Source organism: Klebsiella sp. PK01, assembly GCF_057624675.1.
The window spans coordinates 798,758-819,254 of sequence record NZ_JBYEZM010000001.1 but is presented as its reverse complement, the minus strand read 5'-3'; the positions used below and the strand labels follow the sequence as shown (position 1 = coordinate 819,254).

20 protein-coding genes and 2 pseudogenes are annotated in these 20,497 nt (G+C 51.5%); 12 read left to right on the top strand and 10 right to left on the bottom strand.

Going from position 1 to position 20,497, the window contains the following annotated elements:
- Window positions 1-9 precede the first annotated feature (9 nt).
- The 5 genes and pseudogenes from AC22LX_RS03945 (at window position 10) to AC22LX_RS03925 (ending at window position 4,258) form a co-directional block, all read left to right on the top strand.
- Window positions 10-962 (top strand): annotated as a pseudogene (locus AC22LX_RS03945) (iron-siderophore ABC transporter substrate-binding protein).
- Window positions 931-1,858 (top strand): annotated as a pseudogene (locus AC22LX_RS03940) (MurR/RpiR family transcriptional regulator); the annotation flags it as partial. The pseudogenes AC22LX_RS03945 and AC22LX_RS03940, both read left to right, overlap by 32 nt.
- 95 nt (window positions 1,859-1,953) lie before the next feature.
- Window positions 1,954-2,721: a basic amino acid ABC transporter substrate-binding protein gene (locus AC22LX_RS03935; RefSeq protein WP_045396186.1), complete on the top strand. Its 768-nt coding sequence runs from the start codon at window positions 1,954-1,956 to the stop codon at window positions 2,719-2,721.
- A gap of 63 nt (window positions 2,722-2,784) precedes the next feature.
- A complete protein-coding gene (locus tag AC22LX_RS03930; RefSeq protein WP_020079062.1) occupies window positions 2,785-3,549 on the top strand; it encodes an amino acid ABC transporter permease in 765 nt (254 codons plus the stop codon).
- Window positions 3,536-4,258 carry an amino acid ABC transporter ATP-binding protein gene (locus tag AC22LX_RS03925; protein WP_032715551.1) on the top strand — a complete coding sequence of 241 codons (723 nt, stop codon included), beginning with the start codon at window positions 3,536-3,538 and terminating at the stop codon, window positions 4,256-4,258. The genes AC22LX_RS03930 and AC22LX_RS03925 overlap by 14 nt, the downstream gene beginning before the upstream one ends.
- Window positions 4,259-4,311: 53 nt before the next feature.
- Here the strand turns inward: AC22LX_RS03925 and AC22LX_RS03920 are convergent, their stop codons facing one another.
- Window positions 4,312-5,511 (bottom strand): MFS transporter, encoded by a 1,200-nt coding sequence (locus AC22LX_RS03920; RefSeq protein ID WP_045396224.1) that lies wholly within the window; start codon window positions 5,509-5,511, stop codon window positions 4,312-4,314.
- Between the two features lie 257 nt (window positions 5,512-5,768).
- On the opposite strand from AC22LX_RS03920, the gene AC22LX_RS03915 reads away from it, so the two are divergent.
- The gene (locus tag AC22LX_RS03915; protein WP_045396189.1) at window positions 5,769-6,932 is read left to right on the top strand and encodes a M20 aminoacylase family protein; all 1,164 of its coding nucleotides are present in this window, start codon (window positions 5,769-5,771) and stop codon (window positions 6,930-6,932) included.
- A 55-nt stretch (window positions 6,933-6,987) separates the two neighbouring features.
- Window positions 6,988-7,479 carry a 2-thiouracil desulfurase family protein gene (locus AC22LX_RS03910; RefSeq protein ID WP_046883910.1) on the top strand — a complete coding sequence of 164 codons (492 nt, stop codon included), beginning with the start codon at window positions 6,988-6,990 and terminating at the stop codon, window positions 7,477-7,479.
- Window positions 7,480-7,584: 105 nt separating this feature from the next.
- Here the strand turns inward: AC22LX_RS03910 and AC22LX_RS03905 are convergent, their stop codons facing one another.
- The 3 genes from AC22LX_RS03905 to AC22LX_RS03895 all read right to left on the bottom strand — a co-directional run bounded on the left by AC22LX_RS03905 (window position 7,585) and on the right by AC22LX_RS03895 (window position 10,030).
- Complete coding sequence (locus tag AC22LX_RS03905; protein WP_487333758.1) at window positions 7,585-8,331, bottom strand: SDR family NAD(P)-dependent oxidoreductase; 747 nt, start codon at window positions 8,329-8,331, stop codon at window positions 7,585-7,587.
- A 70-nt stretch (window positions 8,332-8,401) separates the two neighbouring features.
- Complete coding sequence (locus AC22LX_RS03900; RefSeq protein WP_213292615.1) at window positions 8,402-9,091, bottom strand: helix-turn-helix transcriptional regulator; 690 nt, start codon at window positions 9,089-9,091, stop codon at window positions 8,402-8,404.
- Window positions 9,092-9,130: 39 nt separating this feature from the next.
- Window positions 9,131-10,030 (bottom strand): LysR family transcriptional regulator, encoded by a 900-nt coding sequence (locus tag AC22LX_RS03895; protein WP_487333757.1) that lies wholly within the window; start codon window positions 10,028-10,030, stop codon window positions 9,131-9,133.
- A gap of 295 nt (window positions 10,031-10,325) precedes the next feature.
- Here AC22LX_RS03895 and AC22LX_RS03890 point away from each other — a divergent pair, with 295 nt between their 5' ends.
- A complete protein-coding gene (locus AC22LX_RS03890; RefSeq protein WP_487333756.1) occupies window positions 10,326-11,555 on the top strand; it encodes an MFS transporter in 1,230 nt (409 codons plus the stop codon).
- Window positions 11,556-11,568: 13 nt separating this feature from the next.
- Window positions 11,569-12,597 (top strand): alpha/beta hydrolase, encoded by a 1,029-nt coding sequence (locus AC22LX_RS03885; RefSeq protein WP_045396206.1) that lies wholly within the window; start codon window positions 11,569-11,571, stop codon window positions 12,595-12,597.
- Between the two features lie 266 nt (window positions 12,598-12,863).
- Here the strand turns inward: AC22LX_RS03885 and AC22LX_RS03880 are convergent, their stop codons facing one another.
- From AC22LX_RS03880 to AC22LX_RS03870, 3 genes are all read right to left on the bottom strand, one after another.
- The gene (locus AC22LX_RS03880; RefSeq protein ID WP_045396209.1) at window positions 12,864-13,370 is read right to left on the bottom strand and encodes an SRPBCC family protein; all 507 of its coding nucleotides are present in this window, start codon (window positions 13,368-13,370) and stop codon (window positions 12,864-12,866) included.
- 133 nt (window positions 13,371-13,503) lie between these two features.
- Complete coding sequence (locus AC22LX_RS03875; protein ID WP_045396212.1) at window positions 13,504-14,412, bottom strand: LysR family transcriptional regulator; 909 nt, start codon at window positions 14,410-14,412, stop codon at window positions 13,504-13,506.
- 199 nt (window positions 14,413-14,611) lie between these two features.
- Window positions 14,612-15,511 carry a LysR family transcriptional regulator gene (locus AC22LX_RS03870; RefSeq protein WP_032709936.1) on the bottom strand — a complete coding sequence of 300 codons (900 nt, stop codon included), beginning with the start codon at window positions 15,509-15,511 and terminating at the stop codon, window positions 14,612-14,614.
- A 129-nt stretch (window positions 15,512-15,640) separates the two neighbouring features.
- Between AC22LX_RS03870 and AC22LX_RS03865 the strand changes: the two genes are divergently transcribed.
- Window positions 15,641-16,213 (top strand): flavin reductase family protein, encoded by a 573-nt coding sequence (locus AC22LX_RS03865; RefSeq protein WP_047050174.1) that lies wholly within the window; start codon window positions 15,641-15,643, stop codon window positions 16,211-16,213.
- Between the two features lie 955 nt (window positions 16,214-17,168).
- Here AC22LX_RS03865 and AC22LX_RS03860 read toward each other — a convergent pair.
- Window positions 17,169-17,570, bottom strand: coding sequence for a RidA family protein (locus AC22LX_RS03860; protein ID WP_015705171.1), 402 nt, complete (start codon window positions 17,568-17,570; stop codon window positions 17,169-17,171).
- A gap of 138 nt (window positions 17,571-17,708) precedes the next feature.
- Here AC22LX_RS03860 and AC22LX_RS03855 point away from each other — a divergent pair, with 138 nt between their 5' ends.
- Complete coding sequence (locus tag AC22LX_RS03855) at window positions 17,709-18,311, top strand: TetR/AcrR family transcriptional regulator (RefSeq protein ID WP_015705172.1); 603 nt, start codon at window positions 17,709-17,711, stop codon at window positions 18,309-18,311.
- 315 nt (window positions 18,312-18,626) lie between these two features.
- On the opposite strand, the gene AC22LX_RS03850 is transcribed toward AC22LX_RS03855, so the two are convergent.
- On the bottom strand, window positions 18,627-18,845 hold the full coding sequence (locus AC22LX_RS03850) for a DUF7661 family protein (protein ID WP_015366962.1): 219 nt from the start codon (window positions 18,843-18,845) through the stop codon (window positions 18,627-18,629).
- 202 nt (window positions 18,846-19,047) lie between these two features.
- Complete coding sequence (locus AC22LX_RS03845) at window positions 19,048-19,404, bottom strand: ASCH domain-containing protein (protein WP_161798772.1); 357 nt, start codon at window positions 19,402-19,404, stop codon at window positions 19,048-19,050.
- A 338-nt stretch (window positions 19,405-19,742) separates the two neighbouring features.
- Between AC22LX_RS03845 and AC22LX_RS03840 the strand changes: the two genes are divergently transcribed.
- Window positions 19,743-20,291 (top strand): GNAT family N-acetyltransferase, encoded by a 549-nt coding sequence (locus AC22LX_RS03840; RefSeq protein ID WP_032707855.1) that lies wholly within the window; start codon window positions 19,743-19,745, stop codon window positions 20,289-20,291.
- The last annotated feature ends 206 nt before the right edge of the window (window positions 20,292-20,497 follow it).

The window sequence follows — 20,497 nt, the reverse complement described above, 5'->3', positions numbered from 1 at the left end:
CAAAAAGGATTGTTATGCGTTGGTTCGTTTCTCTGCTGGTGCTGTGCGCGGGCGCTGCCGCGGCTGTCGATTCGCAAACCTTCACCGACGATTTAGGTCGTACGGTGAGCGTACCGCTGCATCCGCAGCGTATCGTTTCGATGCACGATCTCGATATTACCATCCCGCTGATCGAGCTTGGGGTGCCGCCGGTAGCCAGCCATGGCCGGACGCGCCCTGACGGCAGCCATTACCTGCGCTCCAGCGCTCAGTTAACCGGCGTCGATTTCGACAATAGCGATATTCGCTTTATTGGCACCGCCGATATTGACCTTGAAGCCGTGGCCGCGGCGAAACCGGATCTGATCATTACCGAGCCCAGCCGTCATGTCTCGGTGGAGCAGCTGGCGAAAATCGCGCCGACGGTCAGTATCGATCACCTGCAGGGCAGCGCGCCGCTGATTTACCGCAAACTGGCGCAGCTCACCGGCAGCCAGGCGCGGCTGGCGGTGCTTGAACGTCGTTATCAGGAACAAATCAAACAGCTAAAGGCCACGGTCGACCCCCAGCAGTACCGCGTGTCGGTGATTCAGGCGAATAACGGTAAGGTAACGGTACACCACTCGTATCACGCGCTGGGGCGGGTTCTGCGCGACGCCGGGTTCCGCTTCCCGCCTTTGATCGACAAGATCCCCGATGGCCAGCGGATCGACGTCAGCGCTGAACAGCTACCGGAGCTGGATGCCGATTTTGTCTTCGCCACCTGGCGTTCGGACACCGGCGGTAAGCCGCAGGATGAGCTAAAGGCCATGGAGGCGGTCATGCCCGGCTGGTGTGACTTTATGCGCGCCTGCCGAACCGGCCGCTATATTTTGCTGCCGCGCGAAGAGGTTATTTCTAATTCGTACGCCGCATTGACGCTGATGGTGGCTCAGGTGCAGTCGCACATCGCCGGACGGCCGATTCCAGCGGGGGCGAAATGAAAGCAGGGGTGAAAAAAGAGAAGGGCAGAGTCGATCTGTTTGGCGAGCGCTTTCGCGCTCGCGCGCACCAGCTTTCGCCCCGTTTACGCGAGGTGGCAAACTACATCAATGATAATCGTGAAGTGGTGCTGGAACGCACGGCAATGGAGATCGCCACCGCCACCCACACCTCCGATGCCACCGTGGTGAGGGCGATTCAGGCATTGGGTTTTGCCGGGCTGCGCGAGTTAAAAGAGACCATGGCGCGCTGGTTCGGGCCGTCAGCGACCTCGTCGGAAAAGATGCGCTCGACGGTGGGGGCGCTCTCCTGTGATGTCAATTCCAGCATCGATTTTGTGCTGGATGGTCATCAACGCGCCTGTGAGGTGCTATCGCGTGCCGATAATCGCGCGGCGGTAGCCCAGGCGGTGGCGCTACTGGGCGATGCGCGTCAGGTGGCGATATTTGGCATCGGGGCGTCGGGGATCCTCGCCGAGTACACCGCGCGTCTGTTTAATCGTATTGGCTTACCTGCCTGTACCCTCAACCGTACCGGCTTCAGTCTTGCCGAGCAGTTGATTAGCCTGCAGCGCGGCGATGTGCTGATTATGATGGGGCAAAAATCACCGCATCGGGAGGGCATGACCACATTGCGCGAGGCGCAGCGGCTGGGGATCCCGACGATATTACTCACCCAGGCGCTGGATTCGCGCTTCAGTCAACTGGCGCAGGTGGTGATTGATGTTCCGCGCGGCGGCGATAACGGGCGGGTGCCGCTGCACGGCACCGTGCTGATTTGCCTTGAGATGATCGTGCTGTCCGTCGCCTCGACCGCGCCGCAAAAGACGGTCAAATCAATGAAGCGAATCAATGAATTGCATCGAGCCATCGGCAAATCAGGTGGTCAACGCGGTTGAACAAAAGATAATTCACTATCCGGATGCTTTCCGGTTGCATGCCATGCTAAGTATGTGTATTTTTATGCAAAATAAATGCATAAAAAGGATGTCTCATGGTCAAGAATTTGCTCAAAGCGTGTTTCATGATGGCCGCGCTGGCGGCAGCCGGACAGGCGGCTGCGGAAACCTATACCGTCGGCTCCGGCGGCACCTACCGTCCCTTTGAATTTGAAAATAGTCAAAAACAGCTGGAAGGTTTTGATATCGATATCATCAAAGCCATCGCCAGGGCCGAAGGTTTTGACGTGAAGCTGGTCAACACTCCCTGGGAGGGCATTTTCGCCACCCTGGGCACCGGCGATCGCGACATTATCATCTCGGGTATTACTATCACCGATAAACGCAAACAGATGGTGGATTTCTCCGCGCCGTACTTCCCGGCCGAGCAGTCGATTGTGGTGCCGGAAGGTTCAAAAGTGCACTCGCTGGCGGCGTTGAAAAACGAGAAAGTTGGGGTGGTGAACTCCAGCACCGGCGATATTGTGGTTTCGCAGGAACTGGGTAAAAACAGTACCTCCATTAAGCGCTTCGACAATACGCCGCTGATGCTGCAGGAGCTGTTTGAGGATGGCGTCAGCGCCGCGGTAGGCGACGTCGGGGTAGTAAAATACTACATCAAGCAGCACCCGGAAAAGCAGTTCAAGCTGGTGCCTGACGCTAAATTTGAGCGCCAGTATTTCGGTATCGCCGTCGCTAAAGGTAACAGTGAACTGCTGGGCAAAATCAACGCCGGTTTGCAGAAAATCGTTGCCGACGGCACCTATGCCAAAATCTATAAAACCTGGTTCGATGACAACGTACCGACGCTGCCTGCGCAATAACACCATTTTTCAGTGACCGCGGCTGTCGCTCAGGCGATGGCCGTATTTTTTTAGGGAAGGACTATGACGGGATTCCGTTGGGAGATCATCGAGGAGTACGGCCCGCTGTTTATGGACGGCGCCTTGATGACGATTAAATGTACCATTATCTGCGTGATCCTCGGGACGCTGTGGGGGTTAACGCTTGGACTGGGGCGGATGGCGAAGGCCGAGCACGGGCCATGGAAATATATTCTGCGTTATCTGGTACAGTTTCCGGTACGCTTCTACGTCAGCGCCTTCCGCGGTACGCCGCTGTTCGTGCAGATCATGGTGGTACACTTTGCGCTGGTGCCGCTGTTTATTAACCCGCGCGACGGCCTGCTGGTCACCAGCGGGATAATGAGCGCCGATTTTGCCCGCGAACTGCGTTCTAACTACGGCGCGTTTCTCTCCTGTATCGTGGCGATTACCCTCAACGCCGGGGCCTACGTGTCGGAGATTTTCCGCGCTGGCATCCAGTCTATCGATAAAGGGCAGATGGAAGCTTCGCGCGCGCTGGGTATGCCGTGGTGGAAAACCATGCGTAAAGTGATCCTGCCGCAGGCGTTTCGCCGCATTCTGCCGCCGCTTGGCAACAACGCTATCGCTATTGTTAAAGACTCATCGCTAGCCTCGGCGATCGGGCTTGCCGATCTGGCCTACGCGGCGCGAACCGTCTCCGGAGCTTACGCCACCTACTGGGAACCCTACCTGACTATCTCGCTGGTCTATTGGGTGATTACCTTCCTGCTGGCGCAGCTGGTTAACCGTCTGGAAAAGAGGTTTGGCAAAAGTGATTCACATTAATAACTTACATAAGCGCTTTGGCGATAGCCACGTACTGCGCGGCATCAGTTGCGATATTAAACCGCAGGAAGTGGTTTGCATTATCGGGCCCTCCGGCTCCGGCAAAAGCACCTTTCTGCGCTGCATGAACGCGCTGGAAACCGTGAGCGAAGGCGAAGTGGTGGTCAACGGCTTTGCCGCCCATGACCGGACGACCGACCTCAACAAGATGCGCGAAAGCGTTGGCATGGTGTTCCAGCGCTTTAACCTGTTCCCGCATATGACGGTGCTGGAAAACCTGCTGATGGCGCCGATGAATCTGCGCAACATGCCGCGCCAGCAGGCGGTCGACCTGGCGGATGCCTTGCTGGCGAAAGTGGGCCTCAGCGATAAGCGCGATGCCTGGCCTTCCAGCCTCTCCGGCGGTCAGCAGCAGCGGGTAGCGATTGCCCGCGCGCTGGCAATGAAGCCGTCGATCATGCTGTTTGATGAGCCCACGTCAGCGCTGGATCCGGAACTGGTAGGGGATGTGCTCGAAGTGATGAAAAATCTCGCCAGCGAAGGGATGACGATGGTAATCGTGACCCACGAAATGGGCTTTGCCCGCGAAGTGGCTGACCGGGTGATTTTCATCGATCAGGGGGTGATTCAGGAAGAGGGCAAACCGGCGCAGATCTTTAGCGCGCCGACCAATCCACGCACCGCCGCCTTCCTCAGTAAGGTGCTGTAGCCATCAGCAAAACGGGCAGGTGGAGTCCCGCCTGCCCGTTATCAACAACCCCGCTATTGCGCGGTCTCGGTAGCTTCTTCCATGTCTTCTTCCTGCTCATTGGCGAGCAGCGTTTTTTCATTCTTGCTAAGGCACTGGATAAGCAGGAACAGCACGCCGCTTGCGAACAGGGTGATGATCAAGCCGTCGTAGCCGGAGACGCCAATCAGCATGCCGCTGACAATCGGCCCGGCCACGCTACCGGCGGACCAGAAAAAGCCAAACAGGGCGTTAATCATGATTAACTTTTGCCCGCTAAAGGTTTTACCCGCCCGCACCAGCGACAGGGTATAAAGCGCGCCCGCCGCGGCGCCGAGCAGCAGGCAGATAGCCATCAGCTGTACGCGCGAGGCGAGCATAAACGGCAGCGCCAGTAGCGACAGGCTAAAGATAACCGCGCAGATAAGATGCACGCGGCGGATGCCGAAGCGGTCGGCAACCCATCCCAGCGGCGCCTGGAACATGGCGTCGCCGGTGAGGACGACAGTGACCAGCAGTACCGCCATCGTTTCATTTAAACCTTTATCGATGCCGTACAGCGGCAGTAGCGCGAGAATACTGGCGTCGAAGAAGGCAAAGCAGAATACCCCAGAGGCCAGGACCGGCAGGAAAGCCCCCAGGCTACGCCAGCTGGCGCGCTCGGCAAGGCTTTCGCGACTGCCGCGCGGCAGATGACGCAGCATCAGCAGGCAGACGGCGGTAATGGCGACAATCGCCATCAGCGCCGCGTGTTGCCAGGCGGGGCCGACGGAGATAAGCAGCGGGCCGGCGAGCTGGCAGCCGGTAAAGGCCGAGGCATAGATGCCGGTGAGAGTCGCGCGATTACTGCCCGCCGCGCCGCCGGTTATCCAGCTTTCCCCCAATACGATAATGACGCCGGAGGCGAGGCCGGTCAGCAGGCGCGGCACCAGCAGCAGCGTCATGTCGGTGGTCATGCAGGAGGCGATGGTCGCCAACGCCAGCAGGATCAGGCTGACGCTGAGCAACGCGCCCATTTCAAAACGACGGCACAGCGCGGGAGAAAGAAAAGAAGAGAGCATCATTCCAGCGGGCGGCAGCGCGGCCAGCAGGCCGACATAAAGCGGAGCAACTTGCTGCTGCGCCAGCTCAAGGCTGATTAATGGCACCGTATAGCCGGTGATAAATCCCACAAGTGAAGCGGCCATGATCATCGCTAGCGTGGGGGCCAGGCGATTCTGGTCTGGGTTAAACATTGTATTCCCGATAACGGAAGGTTGCAGGTGGATAATCCGGCAAGACGCCGACCAGTCTGCATGATAATTAATCAGCTGACGGAAGTCACCGCTGAAATAGCTACTATTTTTGATATTGATAAAACGATCCGCTGGTGAATAGACAAAAATCATCATCGCTGAAGTTGTCAGCCGCGGGGGCGAAAGGATATAACGAAGGGTGCCGCCTGGAAGCAGCAGGACGGGGACTACTCATTCAGTAATGAAAGGAACAGGACATGGCGGTATCGTCTTCACTGATTGCCGAAGCTATCGGCTGGCGTCGCGATTTTCATGCTCATCCGGAGCTTGGGTACCAGGAGCAGGAGACCTCGCGTCGGGTCGCCGGGCTACTGGCTTCGTTCGGCCTGCAGGTGCATGTCGGGCTGGCTGGTACCGGGGTGGTCGCGACGCTTGAGAACGGCCCGGGGCCGGTGATTGGCCTGCGCGCCGATATGGATGCGCTGCCGATCGCTGAACAGGGGGCGGTGGAATATCGTTCGCGTCGTGCTGGCGTAATGCATGCCTGCGGCCATGACGGTCACACCGCCATGCTGTTGGCCGCCGCCGCGCACCTTGCGCAGACCCGCAACTTTGGCGGCACCGTGCATTTTGTCTTTCAACCCGCGGAGGAGAACCTCGGCGGCGCGCGCAAAATGGTGGAAGAGGGGTTGTTCGAGCGCTTCCCGATGGACGCTATTTACGCGCTGCACAACTGGCCAGGTTTGCCGCTCGGGCATGTGGCGGTGAATCCCGGGGCAATGATGGCCTCGCTTGACGCCTTCGAGATAACGCTCACCGGCAAAAGCTGCCATGCGGCGATGCCGGAGAGCGGCGCTGACCCTATCGTCGCCGCCGCCCAGCTGATTATGGCGCTGCAGACGATTCCATCGCGACGCCTGTCGCCGCAGGATTCCGCGGTGGTCAGCATTACCCAGATAAACGGCGGTGAGGCGATTAACGTGCTGCCGGACCGCGTGGTGCTGCGCGGGACTTTCCGCTGCCTGAGTAATACGGTGCGCGAGCGGGTAAAAAACCTGATTGAGCAATACGTGCATACGCAGCCGCAGGTCTCCGACGTTGACGGTCAGATTGCGTGGTATCCGGGCTATCCGGTGACCAAAAACGATGAGCAACAGGCGCTGAAGGTGCGCGAGGTGGCGCAGGCCGAGCTCGGCGAAGCCGCGGTACGCTGGCAGATCAATCCTTCCATGGCGTCGGAGGATTTTGCCTGCATGCTGGAAGTGTGTCCCGGCGCCTATTTCTGGATAGGGACAGACGGCGAGACGCCTTCCAGGCCGCTACACAATGCCAGCTACGATTTTAACGACGATCTGCTGGCGCCCGGCGTGGCGCTGTGGACGGCGCTGGTGGAATCGCTGCTGCCTGCCGGGCAGGGCTAAGTTTTCGTGTGCCGCGGAAAGCGCGGGTGAACGGTCTCGGGGGGCTAACAAAGAAATGATAAATAAAATATTGGTCAGTGCCTGCCTGATGGGCCTTAAAGTCCGTTATAACGGAAAAGAGAAAGCGCAGATGAGCCATCAACTTGCTCGCTGGCAGCGGGAGCAGCGCCTGGTAATCCACTGCCCTGAGCTGGCTGCCGGGCTACCTGTTCCGCGACCACCTGCCGAGATCGTGTCGGCTGATGGGAGAGACGTAATGAGTGGACAAGCCAGAATAATTGAAAATACGGGAAGGGATGTTACGCCGCATTATCAACTGGCAGCCTGGCTGGCTCTGCGAGCAGCACAAGAAGCAGGTTGTACCGCCGCATTGTTAACTGATGGTAGTCCTACGTGCGGCAGTCAGTTTATCTATAACGGTTCTTTCAGTAATCAGCGTAAATCGGGTATGGGAGTGGCGGCGTCACTGCTCAGTGAGCATGGCATCACGGTATTTTCAGAAGCTCAGTTTGCGGAGCTTGTGAGCTGGATAGAAGAACGGGAATGAGCGGTTCCCCAGGGTTAACGTCGAACTGTATGAGGTTCACACCTCGACATAGCCGACGTTAAAGCCTTATGAAACTCTTGCAGTTTAAAAGCACTGGGGGGAGTTTCACTCAGCTAAATAACCACCATCGATGGGATAAACGCCGCCGGTACAGAACGCCGCATTTTCTGACAGCAAAAACAGTATGAAGTCTGCTATTTCCCGCATTTTTGCCATCCTCTTCATAGGGTGGCTATTGGCGAAACTACGTACGATATTGTCAGGAAATTCACTCATTCGTGGCGTTTGGACATAGCCCGGAGCGACGGCATTGATTCGAATGCCTTGCGTTGCAAACTCTAATGCTGCGGTTTGGGTCAAACCGATGATACCGTGTTTAGCCACGGTGTAGGGCGCTAATCCGGGAATACCAACCAGACCATTTACTGCAGATAAATTAACGATAGAACCGCCAGACTTCATCATTGCAGGTATTTCGTATTTTAGGCAGTAAAAAACGCCGCTCAATGAAGTGGCAATAACTTTATCCCAGTTTTCAACCGTCTGCTCTGTTATATTTTTACCATGTTCACCTGTGATGCCCGCATTATTTACAGCATAATCAAGTCTGCCAAAATGTTTGATAACTTTAGCGATCATTTGCTCTACTTGTTCGGGTTGTGACACATCGCATCCGATCCCCAGCGCCTGTTGCCCCTGTGAAGATAATTGTTTCGCTTTTTGGATGGCCTGCTCTGGTGAACGGGAGACAATAACGACCTTAGCCCCATGTTGGTGTAATTGCTCTGCGACTGCCTCACCTATCCCTGTCGTGCTTCCTGTGATGACAGCAACTTTATTCTGGAAATTCATCGTTCCCCCTATGACGTAGAATTGAGTCTTGCATCTGGGGGAGTATACAAAATAGCTGTGACAATTTTTGTCAGTACTCTTTTGCCTCGTCGATCCTTTCTTTTATTCTCCATTTTTTCAATAAAGCCGTCCGGCTTTCCCTGTAGATAGAGTCCAGTTGTGCCATCTCTGCAATTTTATCAGTTCTAAAGTGACGAAAATCATTTCTCATTTCACACCATGCGACCAAAAGCCAACATGACTGCATATATGCCAATCCGATGGGCCATATAACACGAGAAGAGTAAGCGCCTTTCTTGTCACAATATTTTATTTTGATTTTACTTTGCTTTTTAATAGCGCTACGAATGTCTTTGAAAAATACCTCATTGCTTTCTGCAGGGCCGATCAAATAGGATTGGCTTTCGATAAGGTTTTTTAATTCATCAGGAATGACGGCGTGTATTTTGGCAAGCGCGTTCCTTGCTGTATTTTTGAAATCATCATCTGTGTTATGAGATACCCAGTTTAGCCCAAGGGTAATAGCATTGATTTCTTCATGAGAAAGATTTAAGGGCGGCAAATGAAAATCAGACTTGACGATATAACCAATACCGGCCCCACCTTCAATACGAACCCCTTGATCCTGTAGCGTTTTTATATCTCTATAAAGCGAGCGCACGCTTATTCCTAATCTTTCTGAGAGCGTGGATGCCGTGATGGGATATCTTTGCGCCCTTAATATCTGTAGTAACTCGAGAAGCCTCTCTGTTCTGGTCATATCTATAAATCCATCCCGATACTGCGAAAAATCTTAAATCTAAAGTTTCCCGTTCATGCGCAGCGCATCAACAACGAGTGAAAAGGCAGGGGAAGGCTGCTTGCGGCTGGGATAATAAAGATAGTAGCCCGGAAAAGGATGACACCAGGACTCAAGCACCCGCACGAGACGATCTTCTCTGATGTGTGAGCCGAATTCCTCTTCAGGTAAAAAGGCGATGCCTAACCCGGCCAGGGCGGCGTCGACAACATGATCCGACGTGTTAAACGTCAACTGTCCATTAACCCGGACGTTCAACTCTCCTCCCTCGCGATCGAATTCCCAGACATAAATCCCGCCGGAGCGGACCATGCGCAAATTAATACACTGATGCTGCGTCAGCTCATGAGGCGTTTGCGGCTGCGGGTATCGCGCGAAATAATCTGGCGAGGCGGCTGCGGCCATGCGTAGTTTCGGGCCGATTGGCATCGCTATCATATCTTTATCAATCGTATCGCCAAGCCGCACGCCCGCATCAAACCGATCCGCCACGATGTCCCGGAATCCGTGATTAGCATCGAACTCAATATGAATATCCGGATATTCGCGGAGCAGCGGCGCAAGCTTGGGCAGCAGGGTCGTCTTCAGCACGTTCGGCCCGCAGGTGATGCGGACGGTGCCTGCAGGCTTGTCCCGCAGTTCAGTCAGCATGTCCAGCTCAGCCTCTATCTCGTCAATACGATGGCCCACTGATTGCAACAGGCGCTCCCCGGCGACCGTCGGGGACACACTGCGGGTGGTCCGCGTCAATAGTCGGATTTGCATTCGTTCTTCCAGCCCGGAAATCGCCTGGCTTAGCGCAGGCTGGGTCACGCCAAGCTGCGCGGCGGCTCGCGTGAAGCTGCCTTCCCGCGCCACGGTGATGAAAGAGAGTAAATCGTTGAGGTTGCGTCTTGCCATGTTGGTTTCCGGGCTATTTATAAATTTTACTTATAAGGCTATTAAGCATTCATTAGCTAGTTTCACTGCTGCCTATTGGTAACAATAATGCGATGAAAAAGTCAACGCTAAACGAGATGGAAAATGCTCACCGTAAAACGCCACTGCTGATGATCCTCTCCGCCGGGTTCAGTGTTGCGGGTTGAGCCGTCGCGCCCTCCATATCCATCGTTCTTTTTAACTCATGCGCTTATCCCCCACGTCGCCGTTTCAGAAGGGGGAGGGCATCCCATTATCAACAGAAAAGAAAGGCTAAATGCGTAATCAAAAAACTGAAACCAGAAATCAGAACGGAGCCCGTGAAAAACAGCAGGCGCACTGGGGCGGCGTGTTTGCTATGACGCTGTGCGTCTTCGCCCTGATTGCCTCCGAATTTATGCCGGTCAGCCTCCTGACATCGATGGCGCAGTCCCTGAAGGTCACCGAAGGTATGGCCGGGCAGGGAATTGCCATTTCCGGCGCGTTTGCGGTGATGACCAGCCTGTTTATTTCCCGACTGGCAGGCACGCTTAACCGAAAAACGCTGTTGCTTGGCCTGACATGCATCATGGCCCTTTCCGGGGGCGTCATTGCGATGGCACCTAATTACCTGACCTATATGACGGGCCGGGCCCTGATTGGCATCGTGGTCGGCGGGTTCTGGTCAATGTCGGCGGCAACAGCGATGCGCCTGGTGCCGGTGCATCGTGTTCCGCTGGCCCTGGCCATTTTTAACAGCGGCAACGCGCTGGCAACCGTTGTGGCCGCGCCTCTGGGCAGCTGGCTGGGTTCCGTCATCGGCTGGCGGGGAGCCTTCTTCTGTCTGTTACCCGTCGCCATCGTCGCGTTTATTTGGCAACTGCTCAGCCTATCTTCCATGCCGGTTACCCGCCAGCCTGCGGGGGCCGGCAACGTCTTCGCACTGTTACGCCGTCGGGTGGTTATGCTGGGCATGTTGGGTGTGGGGATCTTCTTTATGGGGCAGTTCACGCTCTTTACCTATATCAGACCTTTCCTTGAGACGGTCACGAAGGTAGACGCCTCAGCGGTGACTCTCATCCTGCTGGTCATCGGGATGGCGGGTTTCATCGGCACCATGCTGATTGGCCGGGTATTGAAGCGCGGATTCTACCCGACGCTAATGGCGATTCCCGTGCTGATGGCGATCGCGGCGCTGGCTCTGATCGTGTTTGGCAGCCAGGTGGCCATCGTGACGGCCTTGCTCGGGCTGTGGGGGTTTATTTCAACCGCCGCGCCCGTGGGATGGTGGGCATGGGTTCCACGCACGTTCCCCCAAAATGCCGAAGCGGGCGGCGGGCTGATGGTGGCGATGGTGCAATTGTCCATTGCGCTGGGATCCACCGTGGGGGGCCTGTTGTTCGACCATCATGGCTACCAGAGCACCTTTCTGGCCAGCGCCGCGATGTTGATTATCGCAACCGTACTGATTTTCCTGACCTCACGTGCAGACGCGTCTGCCGATGGTCTTTCATCACACTCGTCCTGACAAGGAAACTATCATGAATAAATTTGCGTTAGCCCTGGGAATGTTCATCAGCGCATTTGCCGCCTCGGCGGCGGATATGTCCAGAGGCGCTGATAACTTTTATAAAAGCGAAAAAGTGACGCAGCAGAAAGTCACTTTTAAAAATCAGTATCAAATGAACGTGGTCGGCAATCTGTTTATCCCGAAAACGATAAATCATAACGCCAAAAACCCGGCGATCGTCGTTGGTCATCCAATGGGCGCGGTCAAGGAACAAAGCGCAAACCTGTATGCGCAGAAGCTGGCGGAGCAGGGGTTTGTTACGCTGGCGATCGATCTCTCGTTTTGGGGAGAAAGCGAAGGCAAGCCGGGGCACCTGATTTCACCGGAAATCTACGCGGATGATTTCAGCGCGGCGGTGGATTACCTCAGTACGCAACCGTTTATTGATCCAGAAAATATCGGCGTGCTGGGCATCTGTGGCAGCGGAAGTTTTGTCATCAGCGCCGCGAAAATTGACCCGCGTATGAAAGCTATCGCCACCGTCAGCATGTATGACATGGGCGCCGCGTTTCGTAACGGTCTTAACCATTCCCAGACGCTGGAACAGCGCAAGGCCTTTATCCAGTCGGCCATTGAGCAGCGGTTTGCCGAGTTCAAAGGAGGAGAGAAAGCATACATTCCGGGTACCGTGAATAAGCTGGACGCTTCTACGCCGCAAATTCAGCGCGAGTTCTTTGATTTCTATCGCACCGAACGCGGCGGTTACACCCCGCAGGGCGAGAAAGAGGAGCTGACGACCAAACCGATGCTGAGCAGTATCGGTAAGTTTATGAACTTCTATCCGTTCAATGATATTGAAACCATTTCGCCGCGTCCGATGCTCTTTATTACCGGTGACCAGGCCCATTCAAAAGAGTTCAGCGAGGACGCTTTTAAGCGCGCCGGTCAGCCTAAAGAGCTGTATGTCGTTCCGGGGGCTGGGCACGTCGATCTGTATGACCGCACGGACGTGATCCCCTTCGACAAGCTGACGGACTTTTTCCGCAAGAATCTCAAATAACGCGTGGTAATGGGTTGTATCAACAGCTACCGGCCCTCGGGTCGGTAGTGGGGTGTAATTTGCTCAAAAGGACAAAATGCTGCCGCATCACTGAGAGTTGAAATGCCTGTGTAGTGCCAGGAGGGGACATCACAGAGATGGCTGTGTGGTGTCACTTGCGGGGGTTACATGATTTACCTGTAATCAAGTGCCATAGCAAACGGGCAAATATTCTTGAGGCTGCGGGGAAGTGCAGCCTCAGTGATATGACTGTGGAAAGCGGTTTATTATTTCTTTGCTGCTCGAATCAGGCCGTCAAGCCATTCCTGATGACCATTAAGCATTGGGTTCGGGCGGGTATTGGCCAGATCTTTTGCCGGGACTCCGTTCTGTGTTTCCTGCGTTAGGATACGGACCCTATGACCGGAAAGATCCTCCAGTAGCCACGCATGATGGACATCGAGTCGTTGAGCGGTATCTTTTTCACCGGCCCATCCGTGCCATGCCAGGCGAGCAGGTTTACCCTCAGCAGGTGGAACAAACTCCACAACCTGAGCTTCAACTGGGAAACCAAACGTGCTGAAGTAGAAGCGAACCCCATTTTCCAATTCTGGACCTTTGTTGTCATAAAAGCGCACATCGGCGGAATTTTTATAGTATTCCGGCCATAGCAGTGGCTGACACAGGAGCGGCCAGACATCATTGACGTTCAGACCTGAGATGATCATTTCATTAGAAACAAAGTTATCGGTAAAACCCGGAATAAAGCCTTCAGGCCAGTTAATCGCGTTCATAAATTTCTCCAATTGCTATAGTTGAGTGTACTGCGTGTGTCATTACGGCAGTAACGTGATGACAGTGATTATTGGTGCAATGGAGTTATAAGGCGAATTGTCATTACTTATATTCTTAATAAGATAAATTATATCAGGGCGCGGGATGTTGGCTTACTTCTGCGCATAAAGCACGAATCCACTGATGACTTGGGTCACGATGGGTTCGCTCATGCCAGGCCATGCTCTTGGTAAAGCCGGGTACTTTCAGGGGCAAAGGGAGAATGATGAGATCGTTGTTAGTCAAGACCATGCGGTGAGGTACAACTGCAATCATATCAGTCACTTGCAATATATCAGGTATCACCTGAAAACTGTTAACTGACATGCCTACTCGTCGTGTCAGACTGAGCTTAGCCAGTGCTTCATCTGTAACACCGGTGAAGTTACCTTCTGATGACACCAAAATATGTTCCTGTTTGCAAAATTGTTCGAGCGTCATTTCCGAACTCGCTGCCAGAGGATGATGACGTCGTGCTACGCAGACATAATCTTCTTCATAGAGCGCTCTTCCATGCAGGTCTTCGGGGGTTGTTTGCGGTGTTATCAAAGCCAGATCAACTTCACCCCGAGACAACTGCTGATACATTCGCTCATTGTCCACGGGCCGCACGGCGATTTTAATATTCGGTGCACGTTGTTTTAGCTCAGCCATCAACGGAACGACAACAGCCTTAAGTGCATAGTCCGTTGCTACGATGGTATAAGTCAGCTCCGCCGCCATAGGATCAAATTGCTTTTGTTTCAGCATGATAGCGATATCGGTGAGTATTTGTTTCACCGGCATAGAAAGTTCGGTGGCCCGCATTGTGGGAACCATACCGTGACTGGTGCGAACAAAGAGGGGATCGTCAAAATAATCACGCAAGCGAATAAGCATGCCACTGACGGCAGGTTGTGTCAGGGAGAGGCGCTGCGCAGCCCGGGTCACGCTTCCTTCATCCAGTAATGCATCAAGGGCCTTAAGAAGGTTAAGGTCGAGGGTTCTCATATCATTTTTCATAGTGAAGTAGCCTGACAGATATAAAATTTTAATTCAGGCTAAATGCTCGGGAAAAGGTTGTCTAGAAGGTTTATGAGTGTTTTCCTTTTGGTGATCTTTTAGTTTTGGCTGGTAACCTTTGTAAAGATAAATCCGCTCTTCGCTTACGGCAGACCTGAGTTTGTCCGCTCCGTGCCAGAGGCGGACGTTGAGGAGAATGTTATTTTGATGCGAAATATTTGCGTAATATTTTTTCTAATAGCGAGAAAACGACCGTCACCCTTTTTGGAGTAATCAGCTGGTAAGGCCGATATAAATAAAATTGCCATTTCTCCTGTCGCAGTTCTGGCAGTGGGGGAACAAGTTGGCCGCTTGTTAAGTACTCCCTACAAATAAAATCGCTGGATTGTACAACTGTTTTCCCGGCCAAGGCAGCCTGAATTTCGGCGTATGGGTCTGTTGTATAAAACTCGATATGACGAGGGACAAAAGTATTCACTGCGTCACTCATAAACTCAAATAATTTTCCTGTATCAGGGTTAATTAAACCACTAAATGGATAACGCTGCCGAAGATCTTCTAAATCAGTTGGTGCTCCCAGGCGTGCAATGAGTTCAGGGGATGAGACTAAAATATGTTCAACTTGCCCGATGTTTTTAATGATAAAGTTAGGATTAGGTTCTCGCCCTACGCGTATACCTATATCGATACGATGCTCTATAGTATCAAGTTTCATCATATCTAAACGCCAGTCGATAAATAACTCAGGATAGGGACGTAGTGCAGTCAATAGTTCATACAATATTTGTTCATGATTTGGAAATCGAAGTAATGTGATACGAACAATACCCTTCATTTCATTATCATCTTTCGCCGTCTGAAATAGTTTTTCAGAATCCTCCAGCAGTCGCTTCGCTTGGGGTAAAAATAGCTCGCCGAAACTGGTGAGAAAGATCGAACGAGTATTGCGTTTGAAAAGAGGTTCACCAAGTTGTTTCTCCAGCTCAGCGACTGTCCGCGTGACTACTGATGGTGAAACCGACAGCTTGGTTGCTGCTTCGCGGAAGTTCAGGGTATCAGAGGCGATGATAAAAAACTTTAGAGCATCAAGTTTGTTCATGATTGTTGTGAAAATTGCAATAATGTATTTTGATAATAGCAATTAATTTGCAACTATTCCAGTCATATAATCGAACAATCAAATAAGTAACCTGTCTTAATTTTTTATCAGAACTCAAAAGAGTAAATTATGTCAATTCAACCAGTAGAGTTAAACAAAGCCTATCGTTTATTGCAGATCGGGCCAACAACAATGATATCGGCTAAAAATGATGGCATTGAAAATGTCATGGCAGCGGCTTGGGTGGGATTAATAGGCAATAACAAAGTGATGGCTTTTATAGGTCCACAGGCATTTACTCGTGGGCTTGTAGAAAAAAGCGGATATTACGTTGTCCAGATCCCAGTAGTAAATCAGATGGAAATGGTTTTATATGCTGGGGGCAACAGTTATTCTGACACACCCGATAAAAACAGTAAAATTCCACTGTTTTATCAGAAAGAGTTTGATCTGCCTTTAGTTGAAGGTTGCGTTGGTTGGCTAGTCTGTAAGGTCATACCCAATGAAAAAAATGAAAAGCAGCACAACTTGTTCATGGGGGAAATTGTCGGAGCATGGAGCGATGACCGCGTTTTCAGAAATGGGCACTGGATTTTTGATGATGCGCCTGATGAATTACGTACTGTCCATTACGTAGCTGGCGGACAGTTTTACGCCATTGGCAAAGGTACAAAATTTAATTATGGTCCAGGAAAAGACTAATCCTTACCTCTGTCTCAATGTAGCCATATAACATGGCTACATTGAGGTAGTAGCATAAAAAAATAATTAAGATGTCCGCTTCTCGTTCACTGCGGACCTCCAGCTAAGTTCGCCTTGTCATAACAGGAAAGCCCATTATACACGTGTATAATGGGCTTTCCTGTGCTGATTCGTTGGCTTGCTTCCCTTCATTATTAAGTGATGCCACCATTGAGAACCTGTTCCATAGGTAAGCATGACAGCTCTTCGCTCACAGTGGCCTTTCTGCTCAGTGAATCCGTCCACTCCGTGCCAGAGATAACCTCTTGATCTCAATAATAAATGGCATCTAATTTGTCCTGACTGATGCGGGATGACAGCACCTGATGGCTCTATTTTCGCTCGCTGTATCTCGGCAAGGTATCCGCTTTATCCTGGCTGTAACCATCAATAGTTTGAGGAGAGGGGATAAGTACCGTTGTACTTTTATCATAACTCCTGCTTTTGAGTTTCATATATTAAACAGAGATCAAAACCACGTACACCCATACGACGGCCTTATTACAGCAGAGCACAGAATCCGGGCACAATAAAACAATCTAAGCCGCTGAGGGCAGGTCAGTTGTATATAGGCGGTTTGAGCACCTGTGGAAAAATTGAATATTTAGCGCTGTTTCGTCAATACCCAGAAGCCCAGAAGGATAATAGTTTACCTGTGTAGAGCAAATTGCACCCTGACCATATGAAAAGGGGGTAAAAAGTGTCATATCGATATGGAATGGATTCGTATGAGTCTCAGGGGCATTATAGCGAAATACCATATCACGTTGAAACATGTGCAAGAGCTGACTGCAGAGCTTAAAAAAAGAAAATATTCACTCGATTGGATGAAGTGAATGCCGAAGCCAGACTTAGCTGACCTGGTGGCGGGTTTACACACAGATATCGGAGCTCGTGATATCTGTGTGTGAAGTTTTTAAAGCTGATGTTCCGGAATCCGGGCGATAACCTTTATCTCAAAATCAAATCCCGCCAGCCAGTTAACCCCCACGGCTGTCCAGTTGGGATATGGCGGCTTCGGAAAAACGGTTTGTTTCACCTGCATAATGGTTGAAAACTGACTCTCCGGATCGGTATGAAAGGTTGTCACATCGATAAGATCTTCAAACGAACATCCTGCGGCGGTAAGAGTGGCCTTGAGGTTTTCAAAGGCACGTTCTACCTGCGTTGCAAAGTCGGGCTCAGGACTACCATCTTCCCGGCTACCCACCTGACCGGATACAAACAGTAAATCACCAGAGCGGATCGCAGCAGAATAACCATGCTTCTCATAGAGAGCGTGGCGATTCGCCGGGAAAACAGGTTTCGGTTGGTTCATAACGTATCCTTTTTTCGGATGTGTGAAGCCGTGCGTGACATAAATAAATCAATTAATATACGCAGTGTATGTAAACTTAACCACACATACGCGGCGTATGTCAAATTTCATACGCTGCGTATATTGCAAGGAGTCCGCATGGCTGCCAAACGCCGCGCCGAAACGATGGAAGAAACCCGCACGAAGTTGATTACAGCCGCACGAAAAGCCTTTGCCGAAAAAGGGTTTGCAGCAGCATCAATGGATGATTTGACTGCCAGCGTTGGCCTGACGCGTGGGGCTCTGTACCATAATTTTGGGGACAAAAAAGGGTTGCTTGCCGCTGTGGTTGCCCAGATTGACTCAGAAATGGCACAAAGTGCCAAGAGTGCAGCGACACAGTTCAGGGATGACCAGCAAAAGCTTCTGGCTGAAGGGATAGCCTATATCAGAATGGCTCTGGATGAAGAAGTCCGGCGTATCGTTCTGCTTGATGGCCCGGCTTTTCTTGGCGATCCTACGAAATGGCCGAGTCAGAACAACTGCCTTGACGCCACCCGAGAGAGCATTTCAGATCTGATTGAACGCGGCTTAATCAAGCCGGTAGATGTGGATGCTACCGCCTGGCTGCTAAATGGAGCTGCACTGAATGCCGCTCAGTGGGTGGCTGCCAGTGAAGATCCGCAGCATGCTTTACCAAAAGCGATTCAGGTTTTCACCCTGCTGGTAAATGGCCTGCTGGAAGAGGGCAAGCACCCATAACCTCCATTCTCAACCTGAAGGTTCGTTAATAAGTTGAGCTCCGTGCCGCTTGTTCCGGCTTCGATTCTCTCGGGTCAGTAATTCAGTCTGAAAATCACATAAGGCCGGTTCAATACGGCCTTCACGAATCTTGATAGTAAAGAATTTTGTGTAGCAATGTTTTACCAGATTTTTCGGACGTTACAATACAGCCAGCCCGATTGTGTATAAACAGGCCCGAGAAGCTAAACTCCACCTTTCATTCATAGAGATCGTACGGCTATTCAGGCAGTCCGCGTCGCGCCAGAAGCGGATATTGATAATTTGATCAATTAATTATTCGATGCGTTTAACATCTGGATGACGTTCGGTTGCAGCTTCATGGAAAATATCATCTAACCAGCCTGCAATTTCATCTTCTGCCAGATCATCTGGAATAACAACGTCATAGATACGGGAATACTTTCTTTCTGTCAGATCTACTCGAAAAACCAACCAGCACTCATTCTTACGCAGAATGCCAAGGTATCGACCAAAGACATTATAAACCAACATGTTATACCTCCAGTAATGTCAATCAAACCACACGTTATATTACTTCGAATAAGAAAGGCAGAGAATAAATCCTGCATTCGTTAGAGGACAACATCTTCTTTTGTCATGACAGTTCTGGTGATCCTGCATGCTGACCGCTTCGTGCCAGGAGCGGACGTTTATGAAAAGGGTGATAGATAAACATCAGCAATTTTATCTCCGATTACAGCACCTCAACCACTTCGAATTCTTCTGCGATCAACTCCATATCCTCAGAAAAATGACCTTCACGGATGAAAAATCGCTGATGCTCTTTCTTCCAGTATTCAAGACTTAAATCGCCTTCACCCTCTTTGCGAGCGAACTCCTCATTAATATCGCAAAAACGCACCAATTGTAGCGAAACCAGCCGGATCACGCATACCGGGACATTCTGTCCATCAAGAATTATGTTATAGCTGCCAATCCTCGGAGCAGATTCTTCCTGTTGGTAAGAGGCAAAAGATCCACAAGAGGCCGTTTTGATTCCTTTTTTAATAAGGTTAGCAAGCTCGCTTGCCAGTTCTGGACTGTCTCCCATTTGCCAGGCCCCTGCGCCTGGATATTTCATTTCTATTTCCCTAAGCTTAACCATTAATGCATCTGCCTAACCGTTGATGAAAAAAGTAATAATAGTATTAGCGTTAATGGGGTCACCATTAACAGTAATACGTTACCTCAGATAGTGTGGTTTGCTCTTCGCTCAGACTGGAGCTTAAACTCAGTTGGTTCATCCGCGCAGTGCCAAAAACTGCCCCTGACTGATTGTTAACCGCGCCTCCTATTGTATAGATATTTTCTGTACATCAAGATACATTGAGATAGCTATTTAATGGCTTAAATAGTAATAGACACTAAGTTCAGGAAGGAAAAGTGCTGATGCCAATACCTATTCTCTATACAGAACGCTTACTGTTAAAACCATTATCCTCAGAAGATGCCTCACAAATTCAGATACTTTATCCTCGCTGGGAGATTGTTCGGTACATGGTCTCATCAGTACCGTGGCCCTATCCGGATAATGGCGCCGAGAATTATGTCAATAACGTTGCCTTGCCTGATATAGCAAATGGAATCGCTTGGATCTGGACTATTAGGCATCGTGAAACACCTGACAACATGGTAGGTTTAATCTGTCTTTATGATGTTGAGGATAACAACCGAGGATTTTGGTTATCTCCGGAGCATCAGGGCAAAGGTTTTATGCGTGAGGCCTGTAACGCAGCTACAGATTATTGGTTCAATTCCTTAAATAAGACTATATTGCGTGCGCCGAAAGCGGCTCTCAATAACCGCTCCAAACGTATCTCACAAAGCAGTGGCATGCGGCTCATTAGGACTGAAAAGAAAGCATATGTCAGCGGTCTGCTGGATTCCGAGCTATGGGAAATCACACGTGATGAATGGAATGCTCGTAAAGGTGGCTGATAAGCTGATGGCATGTCCGCTAAGCGCTCCCAGCGGACCTTCAGCTTCGTTAACACGTCCGCTTCGTGCCAAAAGCGGAAGTTAACTACGGATAAAATTCAGCGCCCCACACCCAGAGCCGCTGCATAACGGCAATAAGCTACACTTGTTCATTATTTCCACAACAGAAAAGCCTTCCGCTGCTTCAACGGTGTGTGTTTGACATC

Bases quoted from the DNA above. Each gene is read 5' to 3' on its own strand.
- AC22LX_RS03935 (WP_045396186.1), top strand. From the start codon at position 1,954: ATGGTCAAGAATTTGCTCAAAGCGTGTTTCATGATGGCCGCGCTGGCG.
- AC22LX_RS03930 (WP_020079062.1), top strand. From the start codon at position 2,785: ATGACGGGATTCCGTTGGGAGATCATCGAGGAGTACGGCCCGCTGTTT.
- AC22LX_RS03920 (WP_045396224.1), bottom strand. From the start codon at position 5,511: ATGTTTAACCCAGACCAGAATCGCCTGGCCCCCACGCTAGCGATGATC.
- AC22LX_RS03915 (WP_045396189.1), top strand. From the start codon at position 5,769: ATGGCGGTATCGTCTTCACTGATTGCCGAAGCTATCGGCTGGCGTCGC.
- AC22LX_RS03910 (WP_046883910.1), top strand. From the start codon at position 6,988: ATGATAAATAAAATATTGGTCAGTGCCTGCCTGATGGGCCTTAAAGTC.
- AC22LX_RS03905 (WP_487333758.1), bottom strand. From the start codon at position 8,331: ATGAATTTCCAGAATAAAGTTGCTGTCATCACAGGAAGCACGACAGGG.
- AC22LX_RS03900 (WP_213292615.1), bottom strand. From the start codon at position 9,091: ATGACCAGAACAGAGAGGCTTCTCGAGTTACTACAGATATTAAGGGCG.
- AC22LX_RS03895 (WP_487333757.1), bottom strand. From the start codon at position 10,030: ATGGCAAGACGCAACCTCAACGATTTACTCTCTTTCATCACCGTGGCG.
- AC22LX_RS03890 (WP_487333756.1), top strand. From the start codon at position 10,326: ATGCGTAATCAAAAAACTGAAACCAGAAATCAGAACGGAGCCCGTGAA.
- AC22LX_RS03885 (WP_045396206.1), top strand. From the start codon at position 11,569: ATGAATAAATTTGCGTTAGCCCTGGGAATGTTCATCAGCGCATTTGCC.
- AC22LX_RS03880 (WP_045396209.1), bottom strand. From the start codon at position 13,370: ATGAACGCGATTAACTGGCCTGAAGGCTTTATTCCGGGTTTTACCGAT.
- AC22LX_RS03875 (WP_045396212.1), bottom strand. From the start codon at position 14,412: ATGAAAAATGATATGAGAACCCTCGACCTTAACCTTCTTAAGGCCCTT.
- AC22LX_RS03870 (WP_032709936.1), bottom strand. From the start codon at position 15,511: ATGAACAAACTTGATGCTCTAAAGTTTTTTATCATCGCCTCTGATACC.
- AC22LX_RS03865 (WP_047050174.1), top strand. From the start codon at position 15,641: ATGTCAATTCAACCAGTAGAGTTAAACAAAGCCTATCGTTTATTGCAG.
- AC22LX_RS03860 (WP_015705171.1), bottom strand. From the start codon at position 17,570: ATGAACCAACCGAAACCTGTTTTCCCGGCGAATCGCCACGCTCTCTAT.
- AC22LX_RS03855 (WP_015705172.1), top strand. From the start codon at position 17,709: ATGGCTGCCAAACGCCGCGCCGAAACGATGGAAGAAACCCGCACGAAG.
- AC22LX_RS03850 (WP_015366962.1), bottom strand. From the start codon at position 18,845: ATGTTGGTTTATAATGTCTTTGGTCGATACCTTGGCATTCTGCGTAAG.
- AC22LX_RS03845 (WP_161798772.1), bottom strand. From the start codon at position 19,404: ATGGGAGACAGTCCAGAACTGGCAAGCGAGCTTGCTAACCTTATTAAA.
- AC22LX_RS03840 (WP_032707855.1), top strand. From the start codon at position 19,743: ATGCCAATACCTATTCTCTATACAGAACGCTTACTGTTAAAACCATTA.